This window comes from Pseudomonas sp. TE3895, from assembly GCF_056278855.1.
In genome coordinates this window covers 1,311,189-1,324,829 of the sequence record NZ_JBWBQE010000001.1, presented here as the reverse complement: position 1 = coordinate 1,324,829, position 13,641 = coordinate 1,311,189, and the positions used below count along the sequence as shown (strand labels likewise).

General features: G+C 62.8%; 12 protein-coding genes and 1 pseudogene. 12 read left to right on the top strand and 1 reads right to left on the bottom strand.

Features of this window, described 5'->3' with window-relative positions:
• Positions 1–242: 242 nt before the first annotated feature.
• Positions 243–404 (top strand): annotated as a pseudogene (locus ACZ889_RS05840) (site-specific integrase); the annotation flags it as partial.
• A gap of 172 nt (positions 405–576) precedes the next feature.
• The gene (locus ACZ889_RS05835; RefSeq protein ID WP_180688951.1) at positions 577–1,737 is read left to right on the top strand and encodes a Fic family protein; all 1,161 of its coding nucleotides are present in this window, start codon (positions 577–579) and stop codon (positions 1,735–1,737) included.
• Between the two features lie 85 nt (positions 1,738–1,822).
• Here the strand turns inward: ACZ889_RS05835 and ACZ889_RS05830 are convergent, their stop codons facing one another.
• Positions 1,823–2,377, bottom strand: coding sequence for a serine acetyltransferase (locus ACZ889_RS05830; protein WP_121782776.1), 555 nt, complete (start codon positions 2,375–2,377; stop codon positions 1,823–1,825).
• 187 nt (positions 2,378–2,564) lie between these two features.
• Here ACZ889_RS05830 and ACZ889_RS05825 point away from each other — a divergent pair, with 187 nt between their 5' ends.
• From ACZ889_RS05825 to ACZ889_RS05780, 10 genes are all read left to right on the top strand, one after another.
• On the top strand, positions 2,565–3,026 hold the full coding sequence (locus tag ACZ889_RS05825; RefSeq protein ID WP_011953292.1) for an Lrp/AsnC family transcriptional regulator: 462 nt from the start codon (positions 2,565–2,567) through the stop codon (positions 3,024–3,026).
• Between the two features lie 312 nt (positions 3,027–3,338).
• Positions 3,339–5,021, top strand: a complete 1,683-nt coding sequence (locus ACZ889_RS05820; protein WP_003255585.1) for a flavin monoamine oxidase family protein — start codon at positions 3,339–3,341, stop codon at positions 5,019–5,021.
• 14 nt (positions 5,022–5,035) lie between these two features.
• A complete protein-coding gene (locus tag ACZ889_RS05815; protein WP_003255587.1) occupies positions 5,036–5,830 on the top strand; it encodes a carbon-nitrogen hydrolase family protein in 795 nt (264 codons plus the stop codon).
• A 140-nt stretch (positions 5,831–5,970) separates the two neighbouring features.
• Positions 5,971–8,271: a pyrroloquinoline quinone biosynthesis protein PqqF gene (pqqF, locus tag ACZ889_RS05810; protein ID WP_476257232.1), complete on the top strand. Its 2,301-nt coding sequence runs from the start codon at positions 5,971–5,973 to the stop codon at positions 8,269–8,271.
• 159 nt (positions 8,272–8,430) lie between these two features.
• Positions 8,431–8,502 (top strand): pyrroloquinoline quinone precursor peptide PqqA, encoded by a 72-nt coding sequence (gene pqqA, locus ACZ889_RS05805; RefSeq protein ID WP_003243383.1) that lies wholly within the window; start codon positions 8,431–8,433, stop codon positions 8,500–8,502.
• Positions 8,503–8,580: 78 nt separating this feature from the next.
• Positions 8,581–9,492 (top strand): pyrroloquinoline quinone biosynthesis protein PqqB, encoded by a 912-nt coding sequence (gene pqqB / locus ACZ889_RS05800; protein WP_003255590.1) that lies wholly within the window; start codon positions 8,581–8,583, stop codon positions 9,490–9,492.
• A 162-nt stretch (positions 9,493–9,654) separates the two neighbouring features.
• Positions 9,655–10,410 carry a pyrroloquinoline-quinone synthase PqqC gene (pqqC, locus tag ACZ889_RS05795; RefSeq protein ID WP_003255592.1) on the top strand — a complete coding sequence of 252 codons (756 nt, stop codon included), beginning with the start codon at positions 9,655–9,657 and terminating at the stop codon, positions 10,408–10,410.
• Positions 10,407–10,682, top strand: coding sequence for a pyrroloquinoline quinone biosynthesis peptide chaperone PqqD (gene pqqD, locus ACZ889_RS05790; RefSeq protein ID WP_010951728.1), 276 nt, complete (start codon positions 10,407–10,409; stop codon positions 10,680–10,682). The genes pqqC and pqqD overlap by 4 nt, the downstream gene beginning before the upstream one ends.
• Positions 10,654–11,814 carry a pyrroloquinoline quinone biosynthesis protein PqqE gene (pqqE, locus tag ACZ889_RS05785; protein ID WP_014860209.1) on the top strand — a complete coding sequence of 387 codons (1,161 nt, stop codon included), beginning with the start codon at positions 10,654–10,656 and terminating at the stop codon, positions 11,812–11,814. The genes pqqD and pqqE overlap by 29 nt, the downstream gene beginning before the upstream one ends.
• Entirely contained in the window at positions 11,780–13,603 is a 1,824-nt protein-coding gene (locus tag ACZ889_RS05780; RefSeq protein WP_180688956.1) for a S9 family peptidase, read from the top strand. The genes pqqE and ACZ889_RS05780 overlap by 35 nt, the downstream gene beginning before the upstream one ends.
• Positions 13,604–13,641: the final 38 nt, after the last annotated feature.

Here is a 13,641-nt window from a genome sequence, read left to right as displayed (position 1 = left end):
TACACTAGCGGTACACAGCAAAGCTTCTCGCTGCATCGGTAGATTACGTTAATCTACTGATTTTATTAGGCTTTCAGCGATGCATCTTTACGGTACATTTCGCTCAGCAAACGCTGACTTCTACAGACTGTCATGCTCGCTTGCGAACTCATAATCCTTTGGTCCACGGTTCGAGTCCGTGTGGGCCCACCAGCTTACAAGCCGCGCACTGCGCGGCTTTTTCATGCCCGCAAGAAATAAATGTTCGGGGCGTGTACATCCAGCGCAGCGGCGCCGAGCGCATGACCTTGGAAGTGGCGCTGAAACACCATCTCAGCGAAATCAGCCCCACCAAGAAGCCGACCACCCAGCGCGCCGAAGCCACCAAAGCCCAGCAGCTAATCAGCCACTTGGGCAAATACAACAATCTATCCCGAACCACCGCAAATTCCCGCCCAACCGACAACCCTGACCAAGCGCACTCTTCCAGCCAAGCACCCTAGCGTGAGGATTAGACAATGAGCCGAATAGCCAGCATTATCAGCTCACATAATGAGCCGAATAGGCTCGCTAATCGGCTCACAAATGAGCAAGCCTATGAATGAACCCTACTGGATCTGGCAGCAGTCCAACTGGCCACACTTCACCTGGCAAGCCGAACCGCTTGCCCAGCTGCTGCGCGCCTGCAATCAGGCCCAGGGGCGCTTGCTTGGCATGCTCGGCGCTGTCGGTAGCGATACCGAGGCGCAGAGCAGCCTGGATGCCCTGCTACAGAACATCGTCACCTCATCAGCTATCGAGGGTGAGCAGCTGAATGTCGGCTCAGTGCGTTCATCACTGGCGCGGCGCCTGGGGATAAACGAAGAAGGCCGCACCACTGCACGCTCGGAAGGCTTGGCAGCGTTACTGCTCGATGCCATCCGCGCGCACCAGCAACCTTTGGATCTGGAGCGACTGTACGGCTGGCACTGCTGGCTGTTCCCCAGTGGCGACAACCTGCTGGCACGCCCGCTACGTATTGGCACACTGCGGGGCGAGGAGCCCATGCAGGTCGTTTCAGGCCGCGTTGACCGTCCTACCGTGCATTTCGAAGCTCCACCCCGTGCCGGGCTGGAAACTCAATTGGCCGAGTTCCTCGCCTGGTTCGAGAGCAGCCGCAGCGATGCCAGCCTCGACCCATTGCTACGCGCCGGCATCGCCCACTTCTGGTTTGTCACCCTGCACCCCTTCGATGACGGCAACGGCCGTCTTACTCGCGCCATCACAGACTTGGCGCTGGCCCAAGGCGAACAGCAAGCCATCCGTTTTTACGCCATGTCCGCAAGCATCCTCAACGACCGAGCCGGCTATTACCGCATCCTCGAAGCGAGCCAGAAAAGCACGCTGGATATCACTGCCTGGCTGCAGTGGTTTCTCGGCACATTGCTCAAAAGTCTGGAGCAGGCACTTGCCCGTATCGACCGCGTACTGGCCAAAGCGCGCTTTTGGCAGGCACATCGCACAGACTCTCTTGCCCCCGAGCAGATCAAAGTACTCAATCGGCTGCTTGACGGCGGCGAGAAAGGCTTTGAGGCAGGCATAAGTGCTTCGCAGTACCAATCTGTGGCACAGGTCTCCAAGGCCACCGCAACTCGGCACTTAAGCGACCTGCTGGAGAAAGGCTGCTTGCGGCGACTGCCCGGCGGAGGGCGCAGTACCCGTTATCAGATCAACCAGCCCGAACGTCCCTACCAGGCCACGAACCCGAGTACGTCATGACCAACAACGATATCGTCCAGAGGGTAGCGGCGGAAAAGGTATCAATAAGCCATCGCCAGCGTCCGCAAAAATGTAACTCTGTTGGTTAATCCCCTCCCGGACGCATCTCGACCTGTCGTGGGTTGTAGAAGGTCATGCCAGACGGAATATCCCGCGTAACCAACGACATCGCGCCGATCACTACGTCATCCCCAATGTCGATGCGATCAGCAACGATGCAACTGTTGGCGCCCATGCTCACGTTGTCACCAATGCGCAGTGCGTACTCCTGCAACCCCAGGGTCTTGATGCCGATCGAGCAGTTCTGCCGGATGAAAAAGTTGCGCCCGATGCTCACATACCGGGTAATCACTACCCCAGGCAGGTGCGCGATGCGCAGGCCGGGGGCAATCTGGGCGCCGATGTCGATGTCCACCCCATACTTGAGGTTGAGCCGCTGTTGCATGCGCCGGGCGTGACGCCGGGCAAGGCCGCCGCGGGCGTCGAGGTACTGGGCCAGGCGATAGGCGAAGAGGAAACGCAGTTTGTTGTCCTTGCGTGCGCGGCGCAGCACGTTGAACAGCAGGCTGATAGGGCGCCCGGGCCTTTTCTTGTTAGAGACTTCCAGTCGCCAGCATTCGAGCAGGTGGTCAAGGTTCACGCTGAGGTTCCCGTTGGACTAGCGCTTCATCATGCCGAATTAGTGCCGAAGACGCAGCCTTCGGACATGCGCGGCCGTTCTCACCCAAAGTGCCAAGCCGACGCCGTCAACGGTGATCGACTGTACCTGGCCTTGCCCTGATTGGCACAGGCTGGCTAGGCTAGCGGGCCAACCGTAGAGACTCGCCATGTCGGATGCCCGCTCCATCACGCTGGATGAAATCGATCGCCAGCTGATCGCCCTGCTGCAGATCAACGCCCGCGAAAGCGTCGCCACCCTCGCCCGCCAGCTGGGCATCGCCCGCACCACCGTCAATTCGCGCCTGGAGCGTCTGGAGAAGAACAAGGTTATCTCCGGCTATGGCGTACGCCTGGGCCAGAGTGTGATAGGCGGCGGGTTGCAGGCGTATGTCGGGATCAAGGTGCAGCCACGCTCCGGCAAGGACGTGGTGCGGCGCCTGAGTGCCATGGGCCAGGTGCAGCAGCTGTGTGCGGTAAGCGGCGAATTCGACTATGTGGCCTGGCTGCGTACGGACTCGCCCGAGCAGCTGGATCAGTTGCTCGACCAGATTGGCAGTGTCGACGGGGTGGAGAAAACCACCACGTCGATCATTCTCAGCAGCAAGGTGGACCGTGGACAGCCGCTTTGAACGGACTGGCGCTCGGGTGGGGTTATCGATGAGGCCGGTTGTAGGAGCGGGTTTACCCGCGAATAGGGCAGAGAATCTACCGACGCATTCGCGGGTGAACCCGCTCCTACAAAGGGCCAGGGCGGTTTGTGAACTACCTCGACCGCCTGCCTCGTCTTAATGAACATAAGCTTAATCATTACGACGAAACTAACTACATTCAGACAACACTCTGCACCTTAATAACGAACACCTCACTCCCTAAAATGACCCCCAGGCATCTCCTATACTCAGGCTCCGCTCCTCGCGCAGCCTCTCTGGCAAGGTCATTTCATGAACAAGAAGAACCGCCACCCCGCCGACGGCAAGAAGCCGATCACCATTTTCGGCCCGGACTTCCCTTTTGCGTTCGACGACTGGCTGGAACACCCGGCAGGCCTGGGCAGCATTCCGGCTGAGCGCCATGGGGAAGAGGTGGCCATTGTCGGTGCCGGTATCGCCGGCCTGGTAGCGGCCTACGAGCTGATGAAGCTGGGCCTCAAGCCGGTGGTGTACGAGGCTTCCAAGCTGGGCGGCCGGCTGCGCTCGCAAGCCTTCAATGGCACTGACGGGATCGTTGCCGAGCTGGGTGGCATGCGCTTCCCGGTGTCGTCCACCGCCTTCTACCACTACGTCGACAAGCTGGGCCTGGAAACCAAGCCCTTCCCCAACCCGCTGACCCCAGCTTCGGGCAGCACGGTGATCGACCTGGAAGGCCAGACCTACTACGCCGAGAAGCCCACCGACCTGCCGCAACTGTTTCATGAGGTAGCCGACGCCTGGGCCGATGCGCTGGAGAGTGGTGCGCAGTTCGCCGATATCCAGCAGGCCATCCGCGACCGTGATGTACCGCGCCTGAAGGAACTTTGGAACAAGCTGGTGCCGCTGTGGGACGACCGCACCTTCTACGACTTCGTCGCCACCTCGCGCTCTTTTGCCAAGCTGAGCTTCCAGCACCGCGAAGTGTTCGGCCAGGTCGGTTTCGGCACCGGCGGTTGGGACTCGGACTTCCCCAACTCGATGCTGGAAATCTTCCGCGTGGTGATGACCAACTGCGACGACCACCAGCACCTGGTGGTCGGGGGCGTGGAACAAGTGCCACAAGGCATCTGGCGCCACGTACCGGAACGCTGCGTGCATTGGCCAGAGGGCACCAGCCTGAGCACGCTGCATGGCGGCGCACCGCGTACCGGGGTCAAGCGCATTGCCCGCGCCGCCGATGGCCGCCTGGCGGTCACCGACAACTGGGGCGATACCCGCCACTACAGCGCAGTACTCGCCACCTGCCAGACCTGGTTGCTGACCACCCAGATCGACTGCGAAGAATCGCTGTTCTCGCAAAAGATGTGGATGGCCCTGGACCGTACCCGCTACATGCAATCGTCGAAAACCTTCGTCATGGTCGACCGCCCGTTCTGGAAGGACAAGGACCCGGAAACCGGCCGTGACCTGCTGAGCATGACCCTCACCGATCGCCTCACCCGCGGCACTTACCTGTTCGACAACGGCAACGACAAGCCCGGGGTGATCTGCCTGTCATACTCGTGGATGAGCGACGCGCTGAAGATGCTGCCGCACCCGGTGGAGAAGCGCGTACAACTGGCCTTGGATGCGCTGAAGAAGATCTACCCGAAGACCGATATCGCCGGCCACATCATCGGCGACCCGATCACGGTTTCCTGGGAGGCCGACCCGTACTTCCTCGGCGCCTTCAAAGGCGCGCTTCCGGGCCATTACCGCTACAACCAGCGCATGTACGCGCACTTCATGCAGCAGGACATGCCGGCGGAGCAGCGCGGTATCTTCATTGCCGGTGACGACGTGTCATGGACCCCCGCCTGGGTTGAAGGCGCGGTGCAGACGTCGCTGAATGCGGTGTGGGGTATCATGAACCACTTTGGTGGCCACACCCACCCCGACAACCCCGGCCCGGGCGATGTGTTCAACGAAATCGGCCCGATCGCCCTGGCGGATTGAGACAAGGAGGCACCATGCGCATCGCTCTGTACCAGGGCGCACCCAAGCCACTGGATGTCCCCGGCAACCTGCAACGGCTGCGCCACCAGGCGCAGTTGGCAGCCGAACGCGGCGCACAGTTGCTGGTGTGCCCGGAGATGTTCCTGACCGGCTACAACATCGGCCTGGCCCAGGTCGAGCGCCTGGCCGAGGCCGCCGATGGCCCGGCAGCCATGACCGTGGTAGAGATCGCCCAGGCGCACCGTATCGCCATTGTCTATGGCTACCCGGAGCGCGGCGATGACGGGGCGATCTACAACAGCGTGCAGTTGATCGATGCGCATGGCCGCAGCCTGAGCAATTACCGCAAGACGCACCTGTTCGGTGAACTGGACCGCTCGATGTTCAGCCCAGGTGCCGACCACTTCCCGGTGGTGGAACTGGAAGGCTGGAAGGTTGGCCTGCTGATCTGCTACGACATCGAGTTCCCGGAGAACGCCCGACGCCTGGCGCTGGATGGCGCCGAGCTGATCCTGGTGCCGACGGCGAACATGACGCCGTACGACTTTACCTGCCAGGTGACCGTGAGAGCGCGGGCACAGGAAAACCAGTGCTACCTGGTATATGCCAACTACTGCGGTGCGGAAGACGAGATCGAGTATTGCGGGCAGAGCAGCATCATCGGCCCGGATGGCAGCTTGCTGGCCATGGCCGGGCGGGATGAGTGCCAGTTGTTGGCAGAGCTTGAACATGAGCGGGTGGTGCAGGGGCGCACGGCGTTTCCCTACCTGACCGATTTGCGCCAGGAGCTGCACCTGCGTAAAGGCTGACAAGGGCCGCTATGCGGCCCATTCGCGGGCACGCCCGCTCCCACGGGGTCTGCGCTGCCTTTCATACCGGCGCCCTACCCGCGAAAAGGCCGGGCCTACGAACAAATCGGTTAGCATGGAGCGCAGCCACCGGAGCCCCCATGCTTGACGCCATCCGCCAACTTACCCTCGCCAACGGCTTGCAACTGACCCTGCGCCACGCCCCGCGCCTCAAGCGCTCGGCCGCCGCACTGCGGGTGCACGCGGGCAGCCACGACGCGCCTGCCAAATGGCCCGGTCTGGCGCACTTCCTCGAACACCTGTTCTTCCTCGGTACCCCGCGCTTCCCGCTGGAAGACGGCCTGATGCGCTACGTGCAAGCCCTGGGCGGCCAGGTCAACGCCAGCACCCGGGAACGCGCCACCGACTTTTTCTTCGAGGTGCCCCCCAACACGCTCGGTGGCGGTCTCGAGCGCCTGTGCCAAATGCTGGCAGAACCGGATCTGGGCATCGAACGCCAACGCCGTGAACGCGAAGTGATCCATGCCGAATTCATCGCCTGGTCGCGCAATCCATCGGCCCAACAGCAGTTCGCCTTGCTGCAGTCAGTGTCAGCCAAGCATCCACTGGGCGCTTTTCATGCTGGCAATCGATACACCCTGGCCTTGCACGATGCGGCCTTCCAGCAAGCGCTTGCGGGCTTTCATCAGCGCTTCTACCAAGGCGGCCAGATCTGCCTGAGCCTTTGCGGTCCGCAGCCGCTGGATGAACTTGAACACCTTGCCCGGCAGCATGCCGAACTGTTCGCCGCAGGTGAGCGCGTGCCGCAAATGCCGCCGCCGCCACTGCCAGCAATCGCTAGCTCCCTGACCTTCACTCACCAAGGCCTCCCCAGCGGCGCCGAGCACGCCCTGGAACTGCTGATCGCTTACCTGGAGGACAGCCGCCCAGGTACCTGGCTGGGCGCGCTTCGCGAGCGTGACTGGCTACAACGTTTCACGGCCGAAAGGCTGTATGCGTTCGCCGGTCAGCTGCTGTGGCACCTTGACCTGAAGCTCAGTGCCGACGCTTGCCCGGACGAAGCCAGCGCCCTGCTGCAAGGTTGGTTCAGGTTCATCCGCCAGGCCGACCGCGAACAGTTGAACCACCAATTCGGCCTGTTGCAGCACAGCCGTGCGCACAGTGCCAGCGCGCTCGAGCTGGCACGCCGGGACAGCACAGGCCAGCCGTTCGCCAGGCTGGATGCCCAAGGGTTGCAGGCGCTTGGCGCCCTGCTGGAAAGCCTGCCAGGTGGCGACCATGGCGATTGGCAGCTTTTGCCAGTCGATCCATTGCTGAAGGCTGACCTGCCCCATGCCAAGGCGCAGCCGCTGCCGGCAGCGCTGAAGATCAGTGACCAGCTCCCGCCCGCGCGCCAATACGCTGCGCTGTACCTGCGCTGGTATGTACCTTCGCCTTTGCGCCAGCAGCTACAGCGTGTGCTGGAACTGGCCCTGGCACCACTGCAGGAACGCTGTGACCGCGCCTCCGTGCAACTGCAGTACAGCAGCGCCGGAGAATACTGGCAGTTGCGCTGCGCCGGCCTGCCAGCAGCAGTGCTGCGGGCAGTGGAACAAGCCTTGGCCTTGATGCTCAAGCCACCTGCCAGTTGCTGGCTGCCCTGCACGGCGCTGCCCCCGGCCCTGATCCCCATCAGGGCCCTGCTCAAGCAACTGCCAGACGCGGTACGGGGTAGCCTGCCCGCAGTGGTGCCTGCCTGCACGCTTACCCAGCAGCAACTTGACACCCTGTGGCTGAACACCGAGTGGCATGGCATGGCTGCAGGCTTCGAGGATACCGCGCTAAACGCCTTGGGCACCGCGCTGTTGCAGTGCCCTGGGCAAGGCTCGCGGCCTGGCCCCCTGCCGTCATGGGCCAACCACCGCTGGCAGCATGCCCAAGTGCCAGGCAGCGAACATGCCCTGCTGCTGTTCTGCCCGTTGCCGGCGGCAAAAGAGGCCGCGGGCCGCCTGTTAGCCCAATTGCTGCAAGGGCCGGTTTACCAGCGCCTGCGGGTAGACTTGCAACTCGGCTACGCGGTGTTCAGCGCCTTTCGTCAGGTCGAGGGGGTCGGTGGGCTGTTGTTCGGCGTGCAATCCCCCCACACCGGTCAGGCACAGGTGCTCGACCACCTGCTCAGCCTGCTGCGCCATGGCGTCACCCTTGACCCGGCCGCTAGCCAGGCGTTGGCTGGGCAATTCGACGAACCCGCCATGGCCAATGCCGATGTCGCCGAATGGGCGTGGCAGACACACTTGGCCACACAAGCCGATCGGCTGGATGTGCTGCGCAGGTCTATCCTGACTACGCGGCAGACGGATCTGGACCACCTGCTGAGCGACCTGCTCAACCCAGGTTCCGCTTGGCTATGTTTGGCCAACGCTGCCGCGCCAGACACTTCCTGGCAGGGCGAAAATCGATGATTATTACGCGAACTGCAACGGCGCTTCTCGAATAATTAACCTTCCGGTTCAAATTTTTCTTGTAAGATAGCGCAATCCCGTTTTCACGGAACTGCCAACGCATGGCGGTACCCAAGTAGTAGCTGAACAACCCAACCCTCATTCGGAAGGAGTAATTCCATGTGGACCAAACCTGCATACACTGACCTGCGTATCGGCTTCGAAGTCACCATGTACTTCGCTAACCGCTAAGCCAGGCTTAGGGTTTCACGCCTCGGCCTGCCGGGGCGTTTTCGTTTTTCCGATCCGGTTTCTGCATAGAGAGTGGCCATGTACATCCAGGTTCTCGGCTCCGCCGCCGGTGGCGGGTTCCCGCAGTGGAACTGCAACTGCGTCAACTGCAAGGGCTACCGTGATGGCACCCTGAAAGCCACGGCGCGCACCCAGTCATCCATCGCCCTGTCCGACGACGGTGTGCACTGGATATTGTGCAATGCCTCGCCCGACATCCGCGCCCAACTGCAGGCCTTTGCGCCGATGCAGCCGGCCCGGGCACTGCGCGACACCGGTATCAACGCCATCGTCCTGCTGGACAGCCAGATCGACCACACCACCGGCCTGCTCAGCCTGCGCGAAGGCTGCCCGCATCAGGTGTGGTGCACGGACATGGTCCACCAGGACCTGACCACCGGTTTCCCGCTGTTCAACATGCTCAGCCACTGGAACGGTGGCCTGCAGTGGAACCGTATCGAGCTGGAAGGCAGCTTCGTGATCGACGCCTGCCCCAACCTCAAGTTCACCCCCTTCCCCCTGCGCAGCGCCGCGCCGCCTTATTCGCCACACCGCTTCGACCCGCACCCGGGCGATAACCTGGGTTTGATGGTCGAAGACACCCGCACCGGCGGCAAGCTGTTCTACGCCCCGGGCCTGGGCCAGGTAGACGAAAAGCTGCTGGCGATGATGCACGGTGCCGACTGCCTGCTGGTCGACGGCACCCTGTGGGAAGACGACGAAATGCAGCGCCGTGGCGTGGGCACCCGCACCGGCCGCGAGATGGGTCACCTGGCCCAGAACGGCCCTGGCGGCATGCTGGAAGTGCTCGACGGCTTCCCGCGCCAGCGCAAGGTACTTATCCACATCAACAACACCAACCCGATTCTCGACGAAGACTCACCCGAGCGCGCCGAAGTCCTGCGCCGAGGCGTCGAAGTTGCCTTCGATGGCATGAGCATCGCGTTGTAAAACAGTCTGTGAGGCGACACCAGACCCTGTGGGAGCGGGCATGCCCGCGAAAAAGCCAACACGGTCCATGGCACCGGCTTCGCCGGTGTTCGCGGGCACGCCCGCTCCCACAAGGGAGAGGGATGTGCCCGGCCAGATAATCGTTCTACAGGAGCCAGCCGAATGAGCGACGCACTGCCAATGTCCCCTGCCGAATTCGAGCAGGCCCTGCGCGCCAAGGGCGCCTATTACCACATCCATCACCCGTACCACGTGGCGATGTACCAGGGGCGCGCCACCCGCGAGCAGATCCAGGGCTGGGTAGCCAACCGCTTCTACTACCAGGTCAACATCCCGATGAAGGATGCCGCGATCCTGGCCAACTGCCCGGACCGCGAAGTGCGCCGCGAGTGGATCCAGCGCCTGCTCGACCACGATGGTGCTCCCGGCGAGGATGGCGGCATCGAAGCCTGGCTGCGCCTGGGCCAGGCTGTCGGGCTGGACCCGGACCAATTGCGCTCGCAAGAACTGGTATTGCCAGGCGTGCGCTTTGCCGTGGACGCCTACGTCAACTTCGCCCGCCGCGCCAGCTGGCAGGAAGCCGCCAGCAGCTCGCTGACCGAGCTGTTCGCCCCACAAATCCACCAGTCACGCCTGGACAGCTGGCCGCAACACTACCCGTGGATCGACCCCGCCGGCTATGAGTATTTCCGTACCCGCCTGGGCCAGGCGCGACGCGATGTGGAACACGGCCTGGCGATTACCCTGCAGCACTACACCACCCGTGCGGGCCAGGAGCGTATGCTGGAGATACTGCAGTTCAAGCTGGATATCCTCTGGAGTATGCTCGATGCCATGAGCATGGCCTACGAACTGAACCGCCCACCCTATCACTCCGTCACCCAGGAACGGGTGTGGCACAAGGGAATCACCCTATGAGTTTCGACCGTAACCAGGTACCCAACTGGCGCCCCGGCTACCGCTTCCAGTACGAGCCGGCGCAAAAGGGCCATGTGTTGCTGTACCCCGAAGGCATGATCAAGCTCAACGACAGCGCGAGCCTGATCGGTGGCCTGATCGACGGCCAGCGTGACGTGGCAGCGATCATCAGCGAACTCGAACAGCAATTCCCCGGTGTCCCGGAAGTGGCCGATGACATCGAGCAGTTCATGGAGGTGGCCCGTGCCGAACACTGGATCGTCCTCGCCTGAGTTGCCGCCCACGCCCGAGGTCGGCCTGCCGCTGTGGCTGCTGGCCGAACTGACCTACCGCTGCCCGCTGCAGTGCCCTTACTGCTCCAACCCACTGGACTTCGCCGCCCAGGGCCAGGAGCTGAGCACCGAACAGTGGTTCAAGGTCATGGCTGAAGCGCGGGAAATGGGCGCCGCACAAATCGGTTTTTCCGGCGGCGAACCGCTGGTACGCCAGGACCTTGCCCAGCTGATCGCAGAGGCCCGCCGCCTGGGTTACTACACCAACCTGATCACCTCGGGCATTGGCCTGACCGAGGCGCGCATCGCCGACTTCAAGAAGGCCGGCCTGGACCATATCCAGATCAGCTTCCAGGCCAGCGACGAGCAGGTGAACAACCTGCTGGCCGGCTCGAAAAAGGCTTTTGCACAGAAGCTGGAAATGGCCCGCGCGGTAAAAGCCCATGGCTACCCGATGGTGCTCAACTTCGTCACCCATCGGCACAACATCGACAAGATCGACCGCATCATCGAGTTGTGCATTGCCCTGGAGGCCGACTTTGTCGAGCTCGCCACGTGCCAGTTCTATGGCTGGGCGCACCTCAACCGCCTTGGGCTGCTGCCAACCCGCGCGCAGCTCGAGCGGGCAGAACGTATCACCAACGAATACCGGGACAAGCTCAAGGCCGAGGGCAACCCGTGCAAGCTGATTTTCGTTACCCCTGACTACTACGAAGAGCGCCCCAAGGCCTGCATGAACGGCTGGGGCAACCTGTTCCTCACCATCACCCCGGACGGTACCGCCTTGCCCTGCCACGGCGCCCGCCAGCTGCCCGTGCAGTTTCCGAATGTACGCGACCACGACTTGCACCATATCTGGTATGAGTCGTTCGGTTTCAACCGCTTCCGTGGCTATGAGTGGATGCGCGAACCTTGCCGCTCCTGCGACGAGAAAGAAAAGGACTTCGGCGGCTGTCGCTGCCAGGCCTTCATGCTGACCGGCGATGCCAGCAACGCAGACCCGGTGTGCGCCAAATCGACCGAGCACGGCATCATCCTCAAGGCCCGCGAGGAGGCAGAAACCGCCCAGCTCGCGATCGAACAGATGACCTTCCGCAATGATCGAAACTCCCGTGTCATCGCCCGCGGCTGAGTTCAGCGCGGCCCAGGCGGTTGCCGCCGGCACCGACTTCGCCGAACTCAAGGTCAGTGCCGACGGGCTGTTCTGGAACGAATTCCGCCCGGCCGATGGAGCGTGCCGTATCTGGCACTGGCTGCACTACCAGGCCCGCTGCCTGACTCCGGACGGCTTCAGCGTACGCAGCCGGGTCTATGAGTACGGCGGCGGCAGCTTCTGCCTGGGTGGCGACGGGCTGGTGTTCGTCAACGAAAAGGACCAGCAGGTCTACACCCAGCCGCTGGACGATTCGCTACCGCGTGCGCTGACTCAGGATGTCAGCTGCCGCTACGGCGATGTGCAGTGGCACGACGGCCAGGTGCTGGCCGTCGAAGAGCGCCATGCCGAGCAGGTAGAGCACCGCCTGGTCGCTCTGGGTAACAGCAGCCGCCAGGTGCTCGCCGAGGGCGCCGACTTCTACGCCTCGCCTGCCGTCAGTGCCGATGGCCAGCGCCTGGCGTGGATCGAATGGGACCGCCCGGCGCAGCCCTGGACCGTCACCCGGCTGATGTATCGCGCGCGCGATGCCAGCGGCCACTGGGGGCCGGCGCAATGTGTAGCCGCCGCAGAAGAATCGCTGCAACAACCACGCTTCGATGCCGAAGGTCGGCTCTACTGCCTGTCCGACCGCAATGGTTTCTGGCAACCCTGGGGTGAGGTCGATGGCCAATGGCAGGCGTTGCCTGCCGCACCGGCAGACCATGCTGCTGCGCCTTGGCAATTGGGCACCTGTACCTGGTTGGCACTGGGCCCGCAAAGCTACCTGGCCAGCTGGTTCGAAGACGGCTTCGGGCAATTGGGGCTGCGTGGTGAAGATGGCCGTATGGAGCGTTTCGCCAGTGCCTACACACGCTTTCGCAGCCTGGCCATGGACAGCGAACACCTGTATGCCATCGCCGCGTCGCCCATCAGCCCCCCGGCAGTCATTGCCATTGACCGCAGCAACCATGAAGTACGCGTGCTGGCCGGTGGTGCCGAAATGCTGCCGGCAGGGCAAATCAGCCTGCCGCAGCCGATCCATTACGACAGTGGCGGCGAGCAGGCCCATGGTTTCTTCTACCCGCCAGCGCAGCCGCAAGGCGCCGCACCGCTGGTGGTGTTCATCCACGGCGGGCCAACCTCAGCCTGTTATCCCGTGCTCGACCCGCGTATCCAGTATTGGACCCAGCGCGGCTTTGCCGTGGCCGACCTCAACTACCGGGGCAGCACCGGCTATGGTCGGGAATACCGCCAGGCACTGCACCAGCGCTGGGGCGAGAGCGATGTGGCCGATGCCTGCGCGGTAGTCGAATACCTGGCGGCTCAGGGCGTGGTCGACAAACGCAAGGCGTTCATCCGCGGCGGCAGCGCCGGGGGCTACACCACCCTGTGCGCTTTGGCGTTCCAAGACGTGTTTCGCGCCGGCGCCAGCCTGTACGGGGTCAGCGACCCGATAGCCCTGGGCCGTGCCACCCACAAGTTCGAGGGCGATTACCTGGACTGGCTGATCGGCGACCCGCAGCGCGACACTGAACGCTATCGCCAGCGCACGCCGCTGCTGCATGCGCAGCGCATCAAGGTGCCGGTGATTTTCTTCCAGGGTGAGCTGGATGCGGTGGTAGTGCCGGAGCAGACACGCGCCATGTTGGCGGCGCTACAGGCCAACGGGATCGACGCTGAAGGGCATTTTTATGCGCAGGAGCGGCACGGGTTCCGCAAGGCGGAGAACCTGGCGCATGCCTTGGAAGAAGAGTGGAAATTCTATTGCCGGGTGTTGGCGCAATAGTTCCAGGCGCCCCGAGCAGGAGCGACCTTGCGCTGCTC